The organism is Streptomyces sp. NPDC012510 (genome assembly GCF_042955065.1).
In the GTDB taxonomy this organism is placed as follows: Bacteria; Actinomycetota; Actinomycetes; order Streptomycetales; family Streptomycetaceae; genus Streptomyces.
This window is the reverse complement of record NZ_JBIBEN010000002.1, coordinates 449,293-472,047: the sequence shown is the minus strand read 5'-3', so window position 1 is coordinate 472,047 and position 22,755 is coordinate 449,293. Positions and strand designations below refer to the sequence as shown.

Sequence of the window (22,755 nt, the reverse complement as noted above, 5' to 3'; positions counted from 1 at the left end):
CCCGCCCGCCCGTGGTGCTGGCCCCTCACCGAAGCGGGAGAATCGCGCCATGGGGACCCCGAAGCAGCTCACCGCCCGCGCCCTCAACCGCGCCACCCTCGCCCGCCAACTGCTCCTGGCCCGGGAGCCGTTGGAGGTCACCGAGGCGGTACGTCGAGTCGTGGCGCTGCAGGCCCAGCAGCCGGCCTCCCCGTACATCGCCCTGTGGAACCGCCTGGCCCCCTTCGACCCGAGCGACCTGGACACGGCCCTCGCCGACCACCGCCTGGTGAGATCGACCCTGATGCGGATCACCGTCCACACCGTGCACGCCGACGACTACGCCCCCTTCCGCGAGGCGATGGAACCCACCCTCCGCAGCTCCCGCCTCGGCGACCCCCGCTTCAGGGCCTCCGGCCTGACCCCGTCCGACGCCGACACCTTCCTCCCACCCCTCCTGCGGTACGCCGACGGCCCCCCACGCACCGCCGCCGACCTCAGAACCTGGCTGGAGAACCACCTCGGCACGACCGCACCGAACTCCGACGCACACCGCATGCTCCGCCACTACGCCCCGCTCTGGCACGCCCCCACCGGCGGCCCGTGGTCCTTCGACACCCGCCAGTCGTACGTGGCGGCCTCCCCCCGCCCCGCACTCACCGACCCGGACGCGGCCACCGACGGACTACGCCACCTGATCCGCCGCTACCTCCAGGGCTTCGGCCCGGCGTCGGTGGCGGACATGGCCCGGTTCGCACTCGTCCAGCAGGGACGGATCAAGAAGGCGCTTGATCCACTGGCCGAGGAACTCGACGTACTCACCGCCCCCGACGGCAAGCGGATCCTCTACGACCTCCCGGACGCCCCCCGCCCCGCCGAGGACACCCCCGCCCCACCCCGCCTGATGGCGATGTGGGACAGCACCCTCCTCTCCTACGCCGACCCGGGCCGCGTCGTCCCGCCCGAGTACCGCACGTACGTCACCCGCGTGAACGGCGACGTACTCCCCACCCTCCTGGTGGACGGCCACGTCGCGGGCATCTGGCGCCCGGCCGCCGACGCGATCGAGGCCACGGCCTTCCATCCCCTGCCCGAGGACACCTGGAACGCCCTGGCGGCGGAGGCGGCGGCCCTCGCGACCTTCCTGGCCACCCGGGACCCGGCCCCCTACCGCCGCTACGACCACTGGTGGACCAAGCCCCTCCCCGCCACGGCGGAGACCCGTCCGCTCGCCGCCGGTTGAGCGGAGGACCGGCCTACAGGCCGCCAAGGTGACGCCCCGGCCGCTCAAGTACCGCCCAGGACAAGGACATCGGAGTTGGCGCCGGTCAGGGAATGAGCAAGTACGCCTTGCAGTCCGCGCACCCCTTGTGCTCACTCAGCTCGATGTCCCCGGCGTCGTTGTTCAGGGTCATTTTGCCGCTGGCGTGGTACCACTTGGTCCAACTGCCGTTGACCTTGACGCGTACCCAGGCGTGCCCCGAACACGAGCCACCCGAGTACTTCTTGGTCCAGGCGGTCCAATTGTCGGCGAAGGCGTAGTACTTGGTCCCACAACTACGCGTCCAGAAGTGGTCGTCGGAGGCCGCCGCCGGGCTCCCCGTGGCGATGACCGCACCAAAAGCAGCCGCGAGCGCGACCGCCCCGAACCTCAGTCGATTACCCATGATCTTCCGTTCCCCCTGCTTCGATTGCCTCGCTTGCTTCGACGCGATGCCACAGACAGTGGGCATGGCCGGCTTCAACGCCCTGTTACAGGGCCGCCGTCCACGGTGGCTCATTTCGGCGTCAGCCGCTCCTGGAAGGTTGCAGGTTGCGTCGATGTACTGGTTCAGGTACGCGGCCGGAGGGGACGACGACCAACGCTGGAGCGGCAGCCTGCCGCCTCTCCCCGCCGATGAGCAGAACGCTCTGCTACCCGCCGCAAGAGGTGTCGCAGCTCGGAGACTCTCCGCCGCGAAGGTCGGTGACGAGGCGGAAGCGCTCCAGGACCACGGGCGTCGCGTCGTCCACGGTGAACCCGGGGTCCCCCAGAGCCGCCCGCATCTCCTCGCTGTGCCAGAACCGCTCGTGCCCCTCCCGCCACTCGGCCACCCCGGCGTGCCCCTCCCCTTCGTCCACCACATGGGCGAGATCCACCTCCCCCAGCGGGACGACACGCACACCGGTCACCTCGATGACCGCGACCGGCCGATCGTCCGAGTCGACGACCACCGAACGGTTCCCGACCTCCGGCAGCGGCTCCCCCTCCAACTCGTAATCGACGACGAGCCCCGTCGTGGAGGTCTTGGAACCGTCCAGAATCGCCGCGACGAGCCGGTCCCGCAGCGGTCCGGGGAAGGCGAACTCCGTCCGGGGGAGCGAGGTGAGGTCCGTGGGCGCTGAGGAACTGTCAGACGTCATATGACCACGCTAACGCCCTCACTTTCCTTCGTCCGCTCGGCCGCATGCCGTGAGCCTTGGCACAACCTGCAAGGTCATAGGAACCTCTCCCGCCATTGCCTTCCAGTCTCACTGCCATCGGCTTTTCGCCTCATGAGGACGGACGAACAACTCCCGACGCAAGGTCTGCTTCTACCCGAGCTCGAGCTCGTCGTACTGCCAGCGCGACTACACGACGGTGTACGGCGGGAGCTGGGCGGTTGTCGGCGGGGAATTACCACCTGTCCAGACTCCGTTGGTGCCAGGAGCGACGGCACTTGCGACGGCGCCGCAATGCCCGGCTTCACGCCGCCGAACTCTTGTGACCAAGTCAGCACACCGGCCCTTTGCCGCCCAAGGACCGCAGGAAGGAACGCCATGTGTCACTTCGAACGGTGACCAGAGGCCCTCCTGCGATCTTGGAGTCGCGTACAAGAGCGTGGTCGCCGGTTATCGTGCACTCGACACACTCGCCTCCGGCGCCGTTGCTGTATGACGACGTGAACCATTCGAGACGGCCAGCGTTGCTGGACTCTGCCATGCTCACCTTGCGTATTCCTTCAGAACGGACTTGATCAACTGGGTGGAACGCTGAGGACTCAGGGCCGCGGCTCGCAGGCCGTCGAACGCCCTGGTGTACTCACGAACATGATGCTCGCCTTCGAGATAGACAGCATCGGTGATGCCGTCCCGGTACACCAGGTCCGGGTCTTCCGGGGCGGGGAAACCGAGCATCGTGAACGAGCCGGTGGCTGGACAGGTGCCTGAGTCGAAGGGTAGGACCTGCAGGGTTACAGAGGGCAACCGGGTCGAATCCAGGACGAGTTCAAGCTGCTCCCGCATCAGTGCCCGGTCTCCGACGACGTTGCGAACGGCACCCTCGTTCACGATGAACCAGGCATCGGGGGCGTCGGGTCGAGCCAGCATGGCCTGTCGCTCCATACGAACGCGTACGGCTCTGTCGATGTCCTGGGCGGACATGTGCGCACCCGTGGTATGGAGTTCGCGGGCGTACCCCTCGGTCTGCATGAGGCCGGGCAGCAACTCGCACTGGTACTGGCGGAGTGTGGAGGCGTCCTGCTCCAGGCCGATGTAGATGTTGAACCATTCCGGGACGCCGGCGCCGTGCACCTGCCACCAACCGCGCGTCTTGGCCTGCCGAGCCAGCGACATGAGGAATTCGCGCAGGTCGTCGCTAGTGCCGTAGAACCGGCACAGGGCATCGATGTCGGACGGCTGGACCCTGCCGCTGCCCGTCTCCATCCGGTTGACCTTGGAGCCGCTCCAGTCCAGCGCTTCGCCGACCTGGGCGCAGGTGAGCGCGCTCTTCTCGCGGAGCTTCTTCAGCTCGATCGAGAGACGGCGACGGCGCGCCGTCGGTGAACCGGCCACTTCAACCTTCTTTCAGATAGCGGACGTTCAGTCTTGCGCCAAGGGGCTGGCTTGCCAATCACTCGGAAGTGGGGATCCCGCTGTGCACATTGCATGAAGGGATGCGCGCAGTCCATCCTTCCAGTGGCGCAACTCTCTGTGAGTGCGGGCAACGCTCCGCTGATCATTGGGGTCAGGGGAGGCGAGCGACGAGAGGGGTCTTCGTGATCCGGGAAGCTTGTATGTCACGAGAGCCGTGGGATCTTCACTTTCTGGCGGAGCCCGAGAAAGTGGCAGACCTGCGGCGTGTATTGCGGATCCACCTTGGACTCTGGGGCTTGGACGAGATCGTCGACGCCGCCCAACTCTGCGTCAGCGAACTCGTCTCCAACGTGATCGCTCATGTCGGTCCCGGCACCCCCACCACCCTCGCGATCTCGATGAAGGGCACGCGTCTTCGGATCGAGGTCCATGACCCCGACACACGCGCTCTGCCCAAGCTTCTCCATGAGGACGTCAGCTCTGAATCGGGGCGAGGTATGGAGCTCATCACCTTCACTGCGGATCGTTGGGGCGTGCAAACTCCTCGCTGACCGGAAGGTGACGTGGTGCGAGCTGTCGACGAAGCCCACGTCGTCGAACGGCCATGTCGCGACACCTGATGTCATGCGAGCTGCGGCCCTGCTTGACTTCTGCCCAATGTCGGAGAGGGTGCGTGTGCCGAGCCCGGACAAGTTGAGCGTAGCGATGGCTCAGGATGCCATGGTCGGTGTCATCTCGGACTTCCTGCTCTGGCTGCGAGCGCACGGCTGTGATCCGGAGGACGTTCTGGACCAAGCTCAGAGTCACTATGAGGCACAGCTTCGTGCACGTCAGTGATCTGAGCCGATTCGGCGGCCGGCTTACGTGCCGGCCAGAGCGTCAGCGAGTGAAGAAGCCTGGCACTTGACCGTCCGGTGTCCCGACGAGGGCTGCCCGGTCGAGCAGGATGTTGTTGTTCTCGCAGCTCGTCTCGGGGAGCAGCAGACAGGCATGGCAGGCGGCCACGTTCAGGCTGTCCGCGCCGCTCGCCTCGGACTCCATGCACAGGGGGTCGTTCGAGCACCAGCTCGCTCTGTGCAGGGCGGCCCGGAGAGAGGCTTCGAGCCGGTCCGGTTCACCCTGGGCGACGACGCCACCGAGACTGCCGGCGGAGTCGCTGGTGGCCGTGTAGACGAGTACTCCCGCCATGTCACCCTCGCCGTAGATCCGCTCGCGTAGGGAGGCAGCCGGGTAGCCGCCGTCCAGGCTCCATTCGTTGATCAGTACGTGAGCCAGGGCATGCAGTAGGAGGAAGCGGGGCGTAGCGGGCGAGGGCGGAATCGGCTTGTCCGAGTCGCCGACACGTGCTGACAGCAGCCTCTCGTGATTTTCCTGGATCCGGGCGGCGCGAGCGACTTGCCCCGGTTCCTGCTCCCAGACTCGCAGCCGCTCCGGGTCGAGACGAACGAACACCCCCTCACCGCTCACTTCGAAAGCCGGCAGCCAACTCGGCTTGGCCAGCGAGATCGCGGCCTCGCGCAGAGGGGAGTCCGCCGGACTCGGTTCTTCCACGCGCCGGAACGACTGCAGTGCCCGCACCTCGCGCAGCCGCTTGACCAGCATCACCTGCGCCAGGCCATGGGACGAGCGCAGGGTTCCGATCGGGGTCGTGGGGGGCTCGCAGACAAACTCCTGGTCCTGGTCCGCGACCTCGGGATGCGGCGTGGACAAGCTCTGGTACTCGCCCTCGTAGATCTCCTGCCGGTAGTTGCGTGCGCGCTGGGCAATCTCAGTACCATCGGCCGGCTCCATCGCGGCAGCCTCCGCCGCGCGCCTCCGCTCGACCTCGGCCACCACGTCGTCCCCGGTGTACTCGGGGTGGTGACGCAGCAGCCTCTGCATGCGCACGTACGCCTTTATGGAGGGGGCGTCCTCATGTTTGAAGACTTCGTAGTACGGCGCGACGAGCTTGGCGATGCCCTGGCTCCACGGCGGGATGGAAAGAGCCGAGTACATGACCGGGAACCACATCGACGAGGAACCGCGCTGGAGGGTACGTGGTGGCTCCTGGCAACTCTCAGCCGGTCCGTCCTTCAGCCAGGGGCGACGGCCGGCGCACCGGATGCCGAGGTCCTTGAGGGCCTGCCGCCGGAACGACCCCTCCATGGACACCTCCTGCACCCCACAACTGCAACCGATCAACACGGCACGCAGTGATGCTGTCGAGCCGTCGGCCCGGAACGTCAGTTGCCCCCCGCAGGCCCCGAAGGTCGTCCGGTTGCCTCGGTGAACCCACTTCCAGTAGGGGAAGTCCTCCAGGTGGCCGTGCGTGCACGCCATCACGAAGCGGGACGGGACCAAATTCTCCTGACAGGTCGAGCACTCGGCCCGACCGGCGGGCGAGTTGAACTTGCGAAAGTGCTGCAGTTGATGGCAGTGCGGGCATGAGTACATCTCCGGGAAGCGCACTGCCCGTACGCCGTCCCGGACCTTCTCGGGATCGGGCGCCGGTGGCATCCGGAAGCCGGAGACGCCCAACTGCCGGGCCAAGCGGGGCTCTGAGATGAACGGCGCCTCGGAGATGTCCCACGAGTCGATGCCGCGAACCAGGAAGGACTCGTTCTCCACCGCGATCACGGCTCCGACACCATACGTCGTGATGAGCTGGGCCCGCCGGATCTCTCCGAGCCGGCGGACGGTACGTGCTGGTGCCGACGGGAGGCCGCGGCGACGGGTGCGGGGCGGGACGGGGCTCATGGTTCAGCGCTCCTCGAAGAAGGTTGACGAGGCGTCGACGTCTCGCAGACTCCACAGTGTCTTCCACGGAGCGGCGTCGGCCGACTCGTCGTCGAAGTTGGCCAACAAGGCGGGCACGCGAGAGCCACGCGGAGCCTCGTACACAAGGTTCGGGCTGTCCAGCGCCTCGTCCTGCCACCATCCGACGAAGTCCTCAAAGGCCGCTGTGGTGGACTCGAGTTCGGCCGGCTCGACCGCCGCCACCCGGTCCAGCAGGAGGGTACCGACCGTCTCGCGGAGGTCGATCACGAAGTCCTCCACACGTGCTGCCGCGTTGTTGTCGCGGGCGGCCGGCAGCATCAACCGAGCCAGAGCCACCACGACGGCGTGCAGCCCTCGGTCGCGGGCCCGCGCGGAGAAGGGGGTCACGCTGGTGGACTCCACCTCGCGGTACAGGGCGGAGTGGAAGCTCTGGAAGTCTTCGTAGTGTGAACGGTCCCGGGATCGCGCGGAGTTGAGCATGACCGCCACGAGACCGGGGTGTTGTCGGCCGACCCGACTCGTCGCCTGGATGTATTCGGCAGTGGTCTGCGGCTGACCCATCACTGCCATCAGGCCCAGCCGGTCGACATCGACTCCCACAGAGATCATGTTGGTGGCGAGCAGCACGTCCAGTACGTCCGGCATCGGGAGTTGTCGTTCCACGGCCTTGAGCCGACGGGAGACGTCGCTGGAATTCGCCCGGCTACTCAACTCCGTGAGGGCATCGGCGCGGCGCGCCTTGACCCCGTCCCGCACCGCGAGATGCCCCAGGCGCTCCTGGACGTCGTCGAGGACCTGGAGCTCCGCTGCCGAAAGCAGACGCAGGCTGTTGAAGTAGCCGACCAGGGTCCAATACGCGTCCTTCACTTCAGGCGGAGCGTCATGGGTGTGAGCCCGATGGAGCAGCGACGCGTAGGCCCGGATCAGCAACGTGGCCTGGCTGGTGCTGGAGGTCAGCAAACCGACGTAGCGGCGGGCCGCCTTCCGCTCCCGTGGCGTCTCCACGGCGAACCAGGAATCCCGGGAGTCGAGGCCCGCAGGCGGAAACTGCTCCACCGAACGGGCGAACAGTCGGGTGCCCTGCTCCTCGGCACGTCGGATGGTCGCGGTCGAGGCGATGACCTTGGGGCGATCCGCCAAGGCGTCCACGGCCGTCTCGTACAGGCCGGTCAGTGTGCCGAGCGGGCCCGAGATCAGATGGAGTTCATCCTGGATGATGAGCTCGGGCGGACGCACTCCGTCCACGTCCCGGTTGAACAGAGCCGCCGAAGCGGGTCGCCACGGCATCGAGGCGAACTTGTCGACCGTTGCGATGACCAAGGTCGGACGATGGGCGTAGACGGCTTCGTCGATGAGGTGTACCGGCAGTCCCCAGCGGAAGTCACACGTGTAGGACGGGCAATTGACGGTCATGCGTACGGCGCTCTCATCGACCGAGTAGTCCGCCGCGCGCAACGATTCACCGCACCAAGGGCAGTTGCGCAGTTGGACCGGGTTCTCCGTCTCCAACTGGAAACTCTCGTTGCGCGCGAGATCGGCCAGCTTGCTCGCGGCGACCGCCAGCGTGTTGGGGGTCGCCGAACGACCCACCCACATGCCGATGGAGATTTCCTCGCGCCCCAGACGTCCCGGATCGGCTGCCCTCAGGAGTTCCATCGCGCAGATGAGCGCCGCGGCGCGCTCGAACTGTTGGAGGGTGAGCAGGCGGAGCGTGTACCGCATGAGCACCGTGACGCCGCCCCCGGCCTCTCCGTCCCGTAGGCGTCTCAGGAAGGTGGTGAAGGCGATCAGTCCGAGGTATGCCTCCGTCTTGCCGCCACCCGTGGGGAACCACAGCAGGTCGGAGACCTTTCGGTCCTCGTGGTCCGGAGTGACGATCCCGGTCAGACAGAGCAGGATGAAGGAGATTTGGAAGGGCCGCCACCGCCCAGCCTGGCTATCCGGTTCGCCCGACCTGCCGCCTTTGATCCACGAGGTACGCGCCCGCTGGTCGGCCATCGCGAGGTTCGCCAGCTGGAACGCGCGCAGAATCTCCGGCCGATCGGGGTCCTCCAGCAGATCCACGCCGTCATGCATTCGACGCAGTGCTCGCTTGCAGAGCTGTACCTGATCGACCGCGATTTCGCCGTACTCCGTGCCGTGCAGCAGGCGGGCCTGACCCTCCTGGGCCTCGATCCACTGCTCGTACCCGCTGAGCAAGGTGCGAAGGGCCGATACGACATCGTGGGCCGGGTCGGTTCCCAGCTGGTACATGGTCAGTGCTGTGGCGTCGATCTCCGGGTTGGAGTCCGTCAGCAACACCTCGTGGGACGGGACGAACTCGGTTCGCAGGGCGGTGACGGTCGGAGGTTCGGTTGATACGGACCCCACTGGAGGTGGCGTCCAGTCCCAATGCGCCGCACAGCCATGGCCGGTGGCGAAGCTCGGCGCATGGCGGTACAGGAGGCGGCTCAGCGCATGTTCCGAGTCGACCGCGTCCAGAGCGGTCGGCCGTGCCACGAACACCGGACTGCTGCCGTCCTCAGCGGTGACGATCAGCTCCGGTTGGTAGAAGCAGTGCGCGTCCCGAAGGTCGAACTGGCCGACCTTCAGATTGTTGACGACCGTGGCCGTCACGGTCACCGTCCCGTCCGACTCGGACCGGGGGCGGACCAGCACACGCAGTTCCAGCCCGGGATGGAGGTCGAAGGGGTCGAGCAGACCGGGCTGTGTGACATCCACGTCGACCGGCTCGATCCGCAGGGCGGAACGACGCCAATGCTCCCGCTGTGCCTTCGTGCTTCGTGCCTCGGTCCGCTTCGCGGACACCGGATTTCCCTCGGCGTCCTCGGGATTGTAGACGGCAGTGTGTACGGTCAACCGAATCCGCGTGGACATGGTCGGGTCCACGGCGAATGTCAGACCGATGGACGACGGCATCCGGACGTTGGCCAGCGAGACGCCCAGATCACCGGGTCCTTCCTCGACGTCCCGACGGGTGCCGAGCGACACCGCGTCGAGCCCGTCCCGCTCGGACTCCAGCTCACCCCGCTCGGCCGGGCCACTCTGGGGCAGGGCACCGGACCGGTCCGGCCGCGAGCGCGGGAAGAGCACACCGACCGGGTACATGGTGATCGGCGCATCGTCGGTGAGAACCTCGTCCACACCGCCCACGGGACCGAGGAGGTCCTGCCGCAGGGCGTCGAGGAGCGAGTCGCATACCTCGTAATGCGCCTGGTGAGTCGACCCGCTCATCCTTCGGCCCCTTCCGGTTCGTCCGCGTTCCATTGGAAACGCCCCAGACCACACAACCGGGGTGCGACCCACGCGCCGTGCGTACCCAGTCCGGCGGCCTCGGTCGCCGCTGGACTGCCCGCCACGCTTTCGACGCATTCGACTCGCAGACCGGTGATCAGCGGCGGCCAGCGATCGACGCCCGAGTGCGCGGTGCGGCGCAGCATTCGGTGCAGGTCAGTGCGGAAGCGCTCCGACACCACCGCGATCCGCCGCCCGCCGACCACCACCGCGTACGGCGGGGACTGGTCGGCGGCGACGGGGATGCCGTGCAGCAGCACGAGCTCCGCCTCGGCACCGGCGGCGACGTCGGCCCGCAGGCACCGCGACACCTCCGCGGCGTCCTGGTGAATTCCCTCAGTGCCCGGAGGCTGCTCGTGGGACACGTCCGAGCCGATCAGCTCGATGCCGTTGCGGGCCCAGGTGCTGCGACCACCCAGGTACCAACGGTCGATCCTCTTGTCCTTGCGGAGGAGCCACGAGTTGGGGGCGTCCAGGACGTACAGGTCATCCCGGGCCCGGGTCATGGCCACATACAGCAGCCGGGCTTCCGCCGCCGGGTCGTAGTCGTACTTCTTCTTCCGGACTTTGGTCGGCTCCTTCAGCACGCGTGGTTCGACGATCAGGACCCGGTCGAACTCCAGGCCCTTGGCACGGTGCACGGTCGAGATCACGAGCGAGGACGGCTGCGCCGCGGTGAGCTCGTCAGGCAGCCGGCCATCGGCGAGCGCCCGGTGCAGCCCGACGACATCGACGGTGCCGCGACCGCTGCCCCGCGCTACCTTGCGCACCGACCGCCACAGCGCCTCCGGTGTGCTGCCGTCAGGGACCCGCAGGTCGACCAGCAGCTCTTCGAAGCGCTCCCGGCTCAGAGTGGACGCGCCGGTCGAGGCGAGGAGTTCGGCTATCCACATAGGGGCCGAGCGCTCGCGTGCCGATCGCTGCAGTGTGTGGTGGACATCGGCGTCGGCCAACATGCCGGACAACGTCAGTGCCTGGCCGTTGTCGCGGCAGAGGATGGTGGTGGTGTCGGGATAGTCACGCAGCGCCGCCCGCACGAACTCGTCCTCCAGGCTGCCGAAGTTCGGTGCCGAGAGCAGCAGAGCACGCAGGTCACCGTGGATACGTTCTGCCTCGGCGGCGGCCTCGGCCCGATCGCGGGGCAGCCGCTGCAACTGGGCACCGTAGGGCAGGGCCATCCGCGCGGCCTCGCTGCGGGCCCGGAAGTTGTCGCCCAGGTGGAGTTCCACGAGGTCCTCACCGAAAGTGGCACGCACCCAGGCCAGGAAACGGTCGGTCTCCTCGGCTCGCTGATCCGGATCGGACACCTGGAATCCGTACACGGCCTGAGCCGAATCACCCACCACGGTGAAGCCGCTGTTCTCCTGAAATCGGTCGAGCAGTGCCTCGACCATCTCCCGACGGACACCCACGAGGTCCTGAACCTCATCGATCACCACATGAGCGGGCAGGTACTCGCCGCCCTCGACCGCCCCCTTGTCGATCGCCTCGGTGGCGGCCTCGATGCGCTCGTCGAAGGTGTACGTCCCCCAGTCCGCGTCCGGGTAGGCGCGGTTGAGCAGGGCTGCGGCCCAGGCGTCGAAGGTCTGCACGCGAATCCGCTGCGCGGCGGCGGCATGCCGCTCGATCCGCTCGGTGAGTTCGCGCACGGCGGCACGGGAGAAGCTGAGCACCAGGATCTCCCCGGCCTCCAGTTCCTCGCGCTCCACCAACACGTCGAGCCGCCGTACGAGGGTGTGCGTCTTGCCGGAGCCGGCTCCGGCCGTGACCAGCACCCGGGCGTCCCAGGGCTGGTCCACCACAGCCTGCTGTGCGGCGGTGAGCCGATGCTCGGTAAGCGGAGTGACGGTCACTGGCCCTCGTTCCACAGGTACTCGAACTCGGTGAAGGCGAGTTCCTCACCGAAGTTCGTGATGTTGTCCCGCACGTTCAGGATCAGGCAGCTCTCCTTGCCACCGTTCTTCGGGCCGCGGAGACCGCGTCCGATCATCTGCTGATAGATGTTCGGGCTGTACGTCGGGCGGGCCACGACCACGACGCGGGTGGCCGGAGCGTCGAAGCCCTGGGTGAGCACGCCGTAGTTGGTCAGGACCTGGATACTGCCCTTGCGAAAGTCGTCGATCTGCTTACGACGTTCATTGGGGGGCGTGGTCGAGTCGATCGCGGCGGCCTTGATCTCCCGGTCACCGAGCTTCGCGGCCAGTAGCTTCGCGTGGGCCACGGAGGTGGCGAACACCAGCACCGGCCAGTCGGAGGGCATGGCGGCGATCTCGTCGACGATGCGCTGGCTGCGTCCGTGGTCCTCGGCCAGCCGCTGCTCGGCGCCCTTGGGGAGGGTAGAGAATTTCTCGGACTGGGCACGCTCGTCCGCCGTCAGCGCGATGTCGGCGCCCACCAGCTCTCGGTGCTTGACCTGGGCCAGAACACCGATCTGTTGCAATCCCTTGATGGCGACGGACAGATCGCCGTCGAAGACGCCGGTGTCGAGGCGGTTGCCGAACCGTTGCACCAGCAGCCGGGTCAGTTCTTCGTTGTTCCGGTACGGGGTCGCGGTGAGTCCGACCAGGTGACGACTGGTACGGCGGTGCGTGAGGTCAAGCTGTTCGAGCAGCCGTGTGTAGCGCGGGGACATCGCGGTGTGCGCCTCGTCGATGATGACGAGGTCGGCAGTTTCCCTCAGCCAGGCGTAGTCCTCCTTTTCCAGGCAGCTGTCCAGTTTGGCGTCGGTGGCGACGACCAGGTGCGGGCGTCCGTCGACGGGAGTCGCCTCGTTCGAGGCCCAGAGCCGGCTGATGACCAGGGGAAGCTCGGGACCCACCTTCGACCAGACGAATTTCCAGCTCTGCACGGCCTGCTCGCACAGCTCTTCGGTCTGGGCGATCCACAGGACCGGACCGGGCAGATCCTCCCGATCACGGATCCACCGGATCACTCCCTCGGCTGTGACTCGTGTCTTGCCGGATCCGGTCGGCAGGCTGAGCATGCCGCGCTGCGGCATCGAGTTCTCCAGCAGAGCGAGCAGCGCCTGCGCGAGCTCTTCCTGGTAAGGGTGCAGGGAAGGGAACTCGGACGGACCGTCGACCTCGAGGCGGGGCTCCAGCGACGGCGCCTGAGCGCCCGCGAAGGAGTCCGGGAACCCGAGGTCGGTGACGAAGCGCAAGGCCTTCGTGCTCCCGGTGAAAGAGCTGGGAGCGCGGGTGGGGAAGTCCAGAGCGAGATCCCGGGAGTGGACCCGAAGGATCGCTTCGCCGTGGGCGTTGAAGGCCATCTCGGCGATGCGCCGAAGGTTCGGTTCGGCGCCCTGCTCCTGGATCTCGCTCTCCATGAGGCCGGGCGGAAGTTCGCCACGCAGGGCCTCCTCACCGATCAGCAGAGCGATCTTGTCGATGACGCTCTCGCTCTCCCGCACAGCGCGCAGCCGCCCCAGCAGTGCCTGGTCGTGCTCCTGCCTGTCCTGGAGAGCGAGAGCCTGACTGCAGCCGGCCGCGCCGAAGCCCCACTTGAATTCCTCATCGGCGGCCTGCAGAACCTGCAGCCGGTCGAGGGAGTCCAGTACGAAAAGGGTCTGGCCCTTCCTCGCGAACTTGAGCGACTTCCGCTTGCTGCCCATGGGCGTGCGCACCACTTGCTCAAGCTCGGAACAGCGCTGGATCTTGTAGCTGCTGCCTGCCTGACCGAGACGCGCCTTGACCGTCGTGAACTCCTCGAACAGGGACACGGCCCGCCCGGTCTTGACAGGCTCGATCTCTCTGCTGATGACGTCGGAGACCTTGAGCATGCCCCATTCCTCGATCATCTCCTTCGCCGTGGCCACGTCCGCCTTGTCGGTGACCAGGAGCGCGGGGAGTCGCTCACGGACGAGTTCCTTGAACTCCAGCGCGTTCATCGCGACGGCGATCTCGTTGTCGGGGCGTCCTTCCCAGGAGGAACCGACGCGGCATCGAGTGGGAACGCCTTCGGGGAACTCGAAGCCGACCCTGTGCAGGAGGGCGTACGCGCGACCGATGAACGCGTCGTCCTCGCTCTGGAGCACGAGGTCCAGCAGCTTGCCCCAGCGCCGGGTGGGCACCTCGTCGGAGGTCGTGGGCATGTTGAGCCTTCGCGCCGCCTCCTCCGAGATCTCGGCGACAGGGAGAACAGCGCGGAACGCCTTGAGCTGCGGACCAACGGCCTCGGACACCCGGGTCAGTCCCAAGGAGGTCTTCACGAGGCCATGCTTGGAGATCATCCAGCGCAGCGGGGATATGACCGCCTTGCGGGTGCTGGCGGTGGTTCCGTACTGCATCTGCCAGTGCTGTGAGATGTCGGATGCCGGCAGAGCCGCCACGAAGGCAGCGCGGCCCTCCTCGGACAGCGCGGGCAGCAGGTGCAGCGGTCCCAACGTCGGAGCACCTTCGACGGAGAGGCGCGAGATGCTGGGGCGGGGGGCGGAGCTCGGCAAACTGCGGAGGTACTGCTCGTGAACGACCCGATGGAATTCCTCGAACCACGTCTCCTCTTGAGGCCGGTATCCGCCGGTGGGACGGTCGAACAGCCCGAGGTCGCGGAAGACAGGTCTATCGCTCTCGTGGAAATCCAGGTCGACGGCGATGGCCTTGTCGCGGCTTCCGTCGCCGGGCACCACCGGTCCGGGCAGGAGACAGTCGCGCATCGGCCTATAACGACCGTCCACGGTACGGACGCGCAGCGTCTTCAGCGGGCTGGGCACCTTGGCGCGAATGCGATCGACGTTCGCGCTACCGCCTGCGCTGCGCAGCAGGATCCAGAAGTTCGACCATGCGTTGCTGTCGTAGTTGTCGAATCCCTGATCGAGGACGCCCTCGAACCGTCCCTGTGCATCGGCGACCCTGATGCCGATGTTGTGCAGATGCCGCGCCATTTCGGGGCGCTCGGAGATCGACGGGTGGACGTAGACCATGTCATCGCGGAGGGTGTCGGCGGAGGTTCGGTGGAAGATCTCACCGGCTACGGGGGCGACGACCCCGTGCTCCTCGGTCAGCACGATCCTGGCCCTACGGGCCTCGGCGGTGAGAGCGGAGTCCCCGCGCAAGCGCGCGGCCTGATCCTTGAGCACCATCAGCGACAGGATCTCGATGGCGTGGCACGAGGCCTCCGCGGAGCCGTCGGCGACGAGTGCCTCGAGCCAGTCCTTGACGTTCTCGGGTGTCTTCCCCGCCGCGTCCAGGATGTGCATCATCTTGCCGCGGCGGAGGGCGGTGTCGGACGCGTCGACGGATGCGTGCACCCAGTTGGTGGGGCGGCCGCTGTACTCCGACCAGATCCGGACCCATTCCTTGTCAAGACCCGATGGCGTGATGAACAGGTCCCGCGGGACCTGGAGTTCGCCGTTCTGGTCAGGCAGGGAGGGGCGCTGGGCAGTCATCTCCCAGAACTGCCGGAGGAAATGCTCGTCCGCCCAGTTGAGCTTCTCCTTGGTACGGCCCGGCAGCAGCGGAAGGTATGCGGCAGGGTCCTCGGCGGGCACGAGCCGAGGCAGGGTATCGATCACCAATCGGGCCGCGACCTGCAGCAGTTCCCGGTTGAAGGGGCTGCCGTCGAGAAGGTGCTGGCGGTCCTCGTTTGTCTTCCACGGGGCATTCAGAATGCCGGTCAGGGACACCTCGTACTTCGTCGGGAAGAACGCCCAGAACGACCCCCTGCCGCCGGGCGTCGTGTACAGGCCGTTGCGGACGGTGTATTCGGGCACCGCCCAAGAGATATCGAGCACCGGCCGATTGTGCAGCTCGCCGGCACCGTCAGCGACCTCGTCGGTGGGAGAGTGGGCGACAGAGAAAACCTTCCACTGCTCGGTTGTCTGTTTGGCGCCCCGTGCCACCTCTTTGAGGGTGCGGTGGATGTTGTTGGATTCGACCGAGATCTCCCGGCGAGTGGGGGGCATGGTGCGCTCGTCGTGCAGGAGTACCTGGCCGACGTGGGAGGAGAACAGTTGGAAGTGGGCAGGGAAAGCTTCCGTCACCCGCCCGCTGCGACTCCTGTACCCGCTGATGTCCCGTCCGAGACGCTCTGCGGCACCGGGCATCAGGGGCAGGCGGACGACAGTGGTGGCCCAGCGCAGGAGCTTGTCCAGCACGTTGTCGTCGGCACGCTCCTGTTCGACATCGAGGGGCCGGGCCATACGGAGCACCGGAGTGTCCATTCCGATGTCGCCCTGTCGGCCGATGGCCTGGGCGATCTCGGCGGCGGACCAGTCCCGGTCGAAGCCGAAACCGAAGGCACCGTTCCCGCTGAAGAACTGGGGCGAGTCGCTCACGGAGAGCACGGACTTGACGCCGACGCCGAAGCGGCCGATCTGACCGCCACGCTTGCGCGAGACACTCATGCGCAGGATGGTCTCGGCGCCCTCCGGCGTGACCGGAGTGCCTTCGTTCGCGCAGTAGAGGTGGGTTTCGGTCAGGACGACGTGCAGTTTGCCGCCGGGTGATGCCGCGATCTCGTCCGCCGCGTTCTGGACGAGTTCGAGCAACTGCCTTTCGCCGTAGCCGCCCTGGGTGATACGGCGCTCACCGTTGGCGTGCTCCTGTATCAGCCCCGGGTCGACCTGATACGTCTTCAGGACCGTCGAGGACTGTCGGATCACGGTGTCGATCACGGGCGGGAGCGAGGGGTCGGCCAACTGCCGGTCGGTCATGAGGCACCTGTCTCGAACGAGAGAAACGAACCGAGGACACCGTGGGGGGAGGGGGGCGCCGGTGTGAAGCCGGCGCCCCCGGCTGAAGCAAATCAGGACAGCTTATGAGAAATGAGGGGGATCAGCTGTCGATGGTGGTGACCGTGGTGACGGTCGTGATCGTGGTGACGGTCGTCGTCACGGTCACGACCGTCGCAGTCCGCTTGGCCGAGCGGATCCTCTTGGTGCGGGTGACCTTGATCTGGTAGGTGCGGGGGCTACCGGCGCGCCGGGGGGTGGTGGGGCGACGGGTGGCACGGGACCTGCGGGGCACGGGCGGGACGAAGGGGGTGGTCGTCTGCTCCGTGGGCTTGCTCTGCGCGCGGCGGGCGAGACGCCGCCGTTCCGACGCGAGGACCTGGGGGTGGATACCGTGACACATGAGGAGCTCTGCGCGGAGATCGGGGTCCTCCGTGTTGTCGTACTCCCTGATGAACCAGGCCATCCAGGTCTCATCGTCGTTCATGTGGGTCCCCTCCCTGTGGGCGCGCGCCAACGAGCGCCCGCGACTGGATGACGCAATGCAAAGACAGCTGTAACTGGTCTGAGGACATAGCTCCGCCCCCGGAGTAAGCGCACCCTCAACGGCCGTGGCCACGTGGGGAGTCGACAGAACCGTAGCACGCAGCTTGTGTGCCGATCTGAAGATCGGAAGAAAATTCAAGCCGCCCTGCTGGCGCTCGAATCGATGGCGCACGTCTAATGAAATTTGACAGTGCCGTTTACGTCAATCTCGATGCTATGGTGACGCTGCCCGGAACCGATGGGGAAGTGGGGCTATGGAGGACGACACCGAGGACTTCGGCCTGTGGCTTGGGCGCCAGCTGCGCCGCAGCGGGATGTCGCAGGCGGAGTTCGCCAAGCGGCTGGACCTGACGCGCGCAGCGGTGTCGGCGTGGGTCACCGGCAGGGCCCAGCCGCGCGCGGAGATGATGGTCAGGATCGCCGAGATCCTGGAGACGGACGTCGCCACCCTGGTCACCAGGGACGCCGACGCCGGATCGGCCCGACCCATCGGCTGGTATCACCGGATCGCCCACCACGACGGCGGTCGGGAGTACGGCAACGCGGCTGCTTTCGCCTTCGACGCGAACCTGGCCGTGCTGGCCCGGGAGGTCACACAGAACTCCCTGGACGAGCGACTGGACCCGCGACGCCCGGTGCGGGTGCGCTTCACCCTGCACGAACTGACCGGTGAACATCTGCACTCCTTCCTCTCCGCGCTGAAGTGGGACGAGCTGGAGCCCCACTACACAGCGGCAGCACGGTCCCGGCAGAAGGTCGGCCGGGTCCTCGCCGAGGGGCTTCGGGCCTTGCGTGAGGATTCCTCTCTTCTGCTTCTCCGGGTGGACGACTACAACGCCTCGGGGCTGACCGGCCCCGAGTACGGGGACGGCCGGTACGCCGCTGTGGTTCGCCGGCAGCTCGACAGTCACAAAAGCAACGACCGGGCCGGTGGTTCGTACGGGCTGGGGAAGGCCACCCTGTGGGCAGCGAGTCGGTTGGGTCTGGTGCTGATCAACAGCACCCTGTCCGAGACGCATGAGGGGCGGACAGCCCGCCGAGTGGTCGGACGTCTCGACCTTCCCTGGCGAGAGGTCGACGGAATCGCCTACGCCGGACCTGCCTGGCTCGGTGAGTCGGACACGGAGAAAGAGCACGAAGGTGTCTCCCGCTCCTGGTGGGCGGACGAGCGTGTGGTCGCCGATCTGCGACTCGATCGGGACAGCGACGATCCGGGAACATCCTTCCTCGTCGTCGGCGCTCACGACGCGGCCGGTAACAACGACACCCTGGAGGACCTGCACGAGGCCCTCAGTCGGGCGCTGGCCGACAATTTCTGGGCCGCCATGACCTCCGGCCGTTCGACGTCGGCCATGCTGGAAGCATCGGTCCGCGCTCTTCGCAATGGTGAATTCGTGGTGCCGGAGAAGCGGGTCGATCCGCTCGATCGGCACCCGGCGCTGGCCCACGCGCTCCGGGCGTACATCGATGGCGAGACGGTCGACGAGCTCACGGCCACCGGACAGGTCGCCGCCGTGGAGGTCGCCCTTGCCGTCCCGCCGCTGCGGGCCGCCGGGCGTAGGGCTGAAGGACACAGCCACCGTGCCGTACTCCTGGTCACTCCTGCCGCCGACAAGGACGAGGAGCACAGCCGTATCACCTGCATGCGCGGGACCCGAATGACTGTTACGACCCGTCGTCCTCGCGGCTTGCGGCCCGGAGTGGATCCCTTCCAGGCCGTCCTGCTCGCCGGTTTCGCCACTGGCGACGACGGCGCGGCGACCCATGCCGCCGAGGCGTTCCTACGAGCCGCCGAGCCGCCGGAGCACGACAGGTGGGGGGCGACAGAGGAACTCACCGCCGCCTATGCCAACGCACCTCGGCGATTGACCGAGTTCAACGCGGCCATGGACGCGGCTTTGCGGGGCGTGATCGGCCGGCGGACTGCCGGTCAAGATTCGACCGGACCCGAGGTCCTTCGGAAGCTGCTGCGCCTTGACACGCCCGCCGCGGTGAGTGGTCGTCGTGGCCAGGGACACCCGTTCGTCGACCGAGTCGTCGGGAAGGTGGACCGGGACGGGGCCTGGACCTTGGACGTGACGCTGACCGTCCCGCAGCGCGACAACCGCTGGCACCTACTGCCGGTCGTCAAATTCGATGTGCGATCAGGGGGGCGTCCTTCATTGGAGTGGGCGGAGCTGTCCGCGAAGGAGAACTGCGAAATCGTCGACGGCAGGCTGCTCGTCGATCCGGACGTACGGTCGGCGCGCTTCGGCGGCGTCACGGCTGTAGGCAGCCACCCGGTCGCCGCCGCCATGGCCGGAGTGATCGTGGACATCCAGCAGGCACGGGAGGCTTCGGCGTGAGCCCCGTGTACGCGTATCCGACATTGGTAGGGAAGATCGAGGTCACCGTCCGGCGGGCGAGCATAGACGGGAAGCCGCTGCAGCTCTCGCTGATCTCCCAACGCGACCAGGTCGTCGCCCTCCATCAGATCGAGCGGGACGACTGGACCGAAGGCGTACTCGATCTCGAAGTCTCCCTGCCCATGGACGAATTGGCCGACGGCCCGTGGTCCGGAGTCACCTGCGTCGCCGTACTCTCGGAGGGAGCCACCAACACCCGCAGGGTGAGTCGTCTGGAACGCCGTCGTGACGACACCCACTGGCGAGGTGAGGTCCGAGTACGCCGCTCCACTCACGTGGCGCGCGCCGTTCTGGACGTGAGTGTGGTCGGCAGTCACGGTGGAGTCGACGGGCGGGTCCTCGGTACCAGCGATACACCCTGGATCGTGGATTTCCTTGCCCGTACTCCTACCAGACAACGCGATCTGGAGATCCTGGAGGAGGATTTCCGAGACGGTCCGCAGGAGTGGCTGCGTCCGTTCATGGATGCGCCTTGGTTGATCGACACCACCGGAGACGTGCCGGCTGTCCTGCTCAACACGTCCTTCGAGGGTCTTCCCGAGCTGCTGTCCGGTGCTCGTGGCCCGTTGGAGAAGGCGACCGCGGGACTGGTGGCCGCGCAGATCGCGGGAGAGGCCTGGGCGACGATGTTCCACTCCGCGCTGAGCGACCTCGAATTCGACGAGGACGGCACCCCGCGCCTTCCTGGTGGATGGCGGGAGTCAGTGCTGCGCTCCATGCTTCCTGAGGTGTTTCCCGGGCTGCCTCTCTCCGAGGCCCTGGGGGAGGCCCACAGCCGTCGAGGCGACGGCCGAGGGTGGGCGGAAGTCCAGTCGCGGATTCAGTTCGCAGCCGGAAGGCGCGGCCAGGTGCCCAAGAATCTGACAGCGGCCATCCGTGCCGTAACCCGTACCCAGGAAGTTAGCCGATGAGCCGACACCGCATCGAGCCCCCCGATCGGCTCGCGCTGCTCCCCGGGCACCTCGCCATGGCCTTCCTCACCCATGGGGTACGCACGGGGCAGGACGGCCTGCCGCAAGTGGCCATTCTCCGGGCGAGTACGCCGATCGAGAGCGACTCCGTCCGGTGGAGCGCGGCCCCGGTGCGGGAGATCCTCGATGAGGCGATGCACAGGTTCGATACGGCGCGGACCGACGCCGATGCCTGGCTGGCGCCTCGGCTGCACGCGACCCTGCGGATGACCCGTGCTGAGGCGGCGGCCCCCGAGCTGTGGAATTTCCTGGCGCTGGCCGTGGCACCGGACTTTGTCTTGTGGCGGCACATGCCATCCGGGGAGGCCGGTGACGGTGCGCAAAGGAAGGTCAACAGCGCCAGATTCGTAGGCACCCACTACAGTCAGGCCTTCGCCCGACTGTGGTGGGCCGCCGAGATGTTCCGCGACGGGCCCGACTACACCCCCGCGGAGATCGCCTGCCGCAATCAGGACATGACCAACACTGCGCTCCGGCTCGCTGTCATCGATCACAAACCCACCGCACTGGCCCTGGTGCGGGTCCTCAAAGGGCTGGCCGACGAGGGAGCCACGCGACTCGGGGATCGGGTCAACGCGCTCTGTACGGCAGTCAATACGGCTGGCAGCACGCTCATGTACGAGGTGATCGCTCCGGACGAGGCGCCCGACCACCACGCGCTCACCGACTGGATCGACGATGCGGAATCAGCCCCGGCTGTTCCGTGGGACCGGCTTCCCGTAGGGCCGGATGACGGCACCGCCCGGCGTTCCTCCTGCGAGGTCCTGTCGCGGATGTTCGAGCGATTCGCCGCAGAGGCGCCGTTGCGTGACCGGGCTCGGTCCGGGGTGGCGCACGCTTAGCGGGCGGTGGGCGCGATTCGATGTGCGCTCCGGCCCGCCTCCCACCATTGCGTGGGCCGAACTCGTCGGAGTGGACGGGGAGCACGCCCCGAGGATTCGGTTGAGCGCCTGACGGACCAATTCGCGGAGCTGTTCGCGGACGCGCCCGTGCGGGGAAAAGCGAGCGAGGAGGGCTCGGAGGAGGACTGATCTGAGCCCTCCGTCCTATTGGTGGGGAGGGCGCCAGGACTTCAGCGCCTTGATGGCTCGTTCCTTGCGGCTCTCGTCCAGTTCCAGTGCCATACACAGGACGTGCACGGCCAGGAGCGGCGGGATCGCGTTGCCGATCTGCTGCGCGACGTCGGTGCCTCGCCAGGGATACTCGGCCGGGAAGGTCTGCAGCAGTCCGGCCTCGCGGAACGTGAAACGGTCCTGCTCCGGACCCAGTTCAGGATCACCGTTCGCGTCGAAGCCCTTGAGGTCGTGCACCGTGTTGCGGCGCACCTTGCCGGTGACGGTGGCCGCAGGCGCGTCCGAGGCGCGGAGTCCCCGCTTCTTGGGGTCACCCCCCGACCCGTAGTTGGAGCGGACTACGAAGTCCGCGGAGCGCGAGTCCTTGAGCGCGTCGCCCATGGAAACCCATGGCTTCACTGACGGGGAGGCCTGGGCGCCGAAGAGCGGGCTCTGCCGGAGGGCGGGGATCGGGGCCTTGGGTTTCTGCGCTGCGGAGTGGCGCTTCGCCCCCTTGCGATAGCGCTGATGCGTCACCGGCGGGAACTCGACACCTCGGCCTCTGCCGTCCCCCTGGTAGCGAGCGATCAGCACCGCGCGGCGCCGTGTCTGTGGCACCCCGTACTCCTCGGTGCGCAGAATCTCGCACTCCGCGTCGTACCCGAGCTCGCGAAGGATCTCGCGGTACTTCTTCCACACGGGGAGGACGGTGGGGACCTGCTCCAGTACCACTACCTCGTAGGGATCGGACTTGAGCTTCTTCTCGACGATCCACCGAAGGGGTTGGAGAACGAGACCGGTGCGCTCGTCGGCCCATTCCAGTTCGACGGCTCTCCGCTCCACCTCCGCCCAAGCCTTCTCCAGCTTCCCGACGGTCGTGCTGTCTCCCACGAGCTGAGCCAGGTCCGTCACCTCGTCGAGGGCTTTGTGTCCCTCCCGGTTACCCGCCACCGAGTAGGTCTGGCAGGGCGGACCTCCGGTGAGAACGCGGGCAGAGCACAACTCGGGGTCGAGCGGGTTCAGTTTCGCCACGTCGCCCACCTCGGTGGTGCGGAGACCGGCGGCGTACCGGGTCGCGCGGGTTGATTTCTCCCACTCCACACCGATTGCGGGTTCACCGAGCACCTCGGCCGCGATGTCCAGGCCGCCCGGTCCCGCGAAGAGATCGACGATCACGGGTGGATCCTGGTTTGCGTTCGGGTGAGGTGCTCGGGTCATGAGATGGAAGTGTAGCCGGCCCGGGTGGCGTG

General features: G+C 67.2%; 14 protein-coding genes and 1 pseudogene. 5 read left to right on the top strand and 10 right to left on the bottom strand.

Going from position 1 to position 22,755, the window contains the following annotated elements; all coding sequences use genetic code 11:
* Positions 1-49 precede the first annotated feature (49 nt).
* Entirely contained in the window at positions 50-1,222 is a 1,173-nt protein-coding gene (locus ACFY9I_RS04900) for a DNA glycosylase AlkZ-like family protein (protein WP_390996714.1), read from the top strand.
* Between the two features lie 85 nt (positions 1,223-1,307).
* Here ACFY9I_RS04900 and ACFY9I_RS04895 read toward each other — a convergent pair whose 3' ends face one another.
* The 4 genes from ACFY9I_RS04895 to ACFY9I_RS04880 form a co-directional block, all read right to left on the bottom strand.
* Positions 1,308-1,646 (bottom strand): hypothetical protein, encoded by a 339-nt coding sequence (locus ACFY9I_RS04895; protein ID WP_390996713.1) that lies wholly within the window; start codon positions 1,644-1,646, stop codon positions 1,308-1,310.
* A 247-nt stretch (positions 1,647-1,893) separates the two neighbouring features.
* On the bottom strand, positions 1,894-2,382 hold the full coding sequence (locus ACFY9I_RS04890; protein ID WP_390996712.1) for an ASCH domain-containing protein: 489 nt from the start codon (positions 2,380-2,382) through the stop codon (positions 1,894-1,896).
* 349 nt (positions 2,383-2,731) lie between these two features.
* Positions 2,732-2,941, bottom strand: coding sequence for a DUF397 domain-containing protein (locus tag ACFY9I_RS04885; RefSeq protein WP_390997028.1), 210 nt, complete (start codon positions 2,939-2,941; stop codon positions 2,732-2,734).
* A gap of 2 nt (positions 2,942-2,943) precedes the next feature.
* Positions 2,944-3,792, bottom strand: coding sequence for a Scr1 family TA system antitoxin-like transcriptional regulator (locus tag ACFY9I_RS04880; RefSeq protein WP_390996710.1), 849 nt, complete (start codon positions 3,790-3,792; stop codon positions 2,944-2,946).
* A 221-nt stretch (positions 3,793-4,013) separates the two neighbouring features.
* Between ACFY9I_RS04880 and ACFY9I_RS04875 the strand changes: the two are divergent.
* Positions 4,014-4,650: pseudogene (locus tag ACFY9I_RS04875) on the top strand (ATP-binding protein).
* A 42-nt stretch (positions 4,651-4,692) separates the two neighbouring features.
* On the opposite strand, the gene drmB reads toward ACFY9I_RS04875, so the two are convergent.
* From drmB to ACFY9I_RS04850, 5 genes are all read right to left on the bottom strand, one after another.
* Positions 4,693-6,549 carry a DrmB family protein gene (gene drmB / locus ACFY9I_RS04870; RefSeq protein ID WP_390996708.1) on the bottom strand — a complete coding sequence of 619 codons (1,857 nt, stop codon included), beginning with the start codon at positions 6,547-6,549 and terminating at the stop codon, positions 4,693-4,695.
* Positions 6,550-6,552: 3 nt separating this feature from the next.
* Positions 6,553-9,804, bottom strand: coding sequence for a helicase-related protein (locus ACFY9I_RS04865; RefSeq protein WP_390996706.1), 3,252 nt, complete (start codon positions 9,802-9,804; stop codon positions 6,553-6,555).
* On the bottom strand, positions 9,801-11,717 hold the full coding sequence (locus tag ACFY9I_RS04860; RefSeq protein WP_390996705.1) for a UvrD-helicase domain-containing protein: 1,917 nt from the start codon (positions 11,715-11,717) through the stop codon (positions 9,801-9,803). The genes ACFY9I_RS04865 and ACFY9I_RS04860 overlap by 4 nt, the downstream gene beginning before the upstream one ends.
* A complete protein-coding gene (locus ACFY9I_RS04855) occupies positions 11,714-16,513 on the bottom strand; it encodes a DEAD/DEAH box helicase family protein (protein WP_390996703.1) in 4,800 nt (1,599 codons plus the stop codon). Before ACFY9I_RS04855 ends, ACFY9I_RS04860 begins: the two co-directional genes overlap by 4 nt.
* Before the next feature lie 121 nt (positions 16,514-16,634).
* Positions 16,635-17,018, bottom strand: coding sequence for a hypothetical protein (locus ACFY9I_RS04850; RefSeq protein ID WP_390996701.1), 384 nt, complete (start codon positions 17,016-17,018; stop codon positions 16,635-16,637).
* Positions 17,019-17,331: 313 nt separating this feature from the next.
* Here ACFY9I_RS04850 and ACFY9I_RS04845 point away from each other — a divergent pair, with 313 nt between their 5' ends.
* The 3 genes from ACFY9I_RS04845 to ACFY9I_RS04835 are packed head-to-tail and all read left to right on the top strand — an operon-like array spanning position 17,332 to position 21,295.
* A complete protein-coding gene (locus ACFY9I_RS04845) occupies positions 17,332-19,422 on the top strand; it encodes a helix-turn-helix domain-containing protein (protein WP_390996699.1) in 2,091 nt (696 codons plus the stop codon).
* A complete protein-coding gene (locus ACFY9I_RS04840; protein ID WP_390996696.1) occupies positions 19,419-20,393 on the top strand; it encodes a hypothetical protein in 975 nt (324 codons plus the stop codon). Before ACFY9I_RS04845 ends, ACFY9I_RS04840 begins: the two co-directional genes overlap by 4 nt.
* 56 nt (positions 20,394-20,449) lie before the next feature.
* Positions 20,450-21,295, top strand: coding sequence for a DUF6339 family protein (locus ACFY9I_RS04835; RefSeq protein WP_390996694.1), 846 nt, complete (start codon positions 20,450-20,452; stop codon positions 21,293-21,295).
* A gap of 204 nt (positions 21,296-21,499) precedes the next feature.
* On the opposite strand, the gene ACFY9I_RS04830 is transcribed toward ACFY9I_RS04835, so the two are convergent.
* A complete protein-coding gene (locus tag ACFY9I_RS04830; protein WP_390996691.1) occupies positions 21,500-22,681 on the bottom strand; it encodes a DNA cytosine methyltransferase in 1,182 nt (393 codons plus the stop codon).
* Between the last annotated feature and the right edge of the window lie 74 nt (positions 22,682-22,755).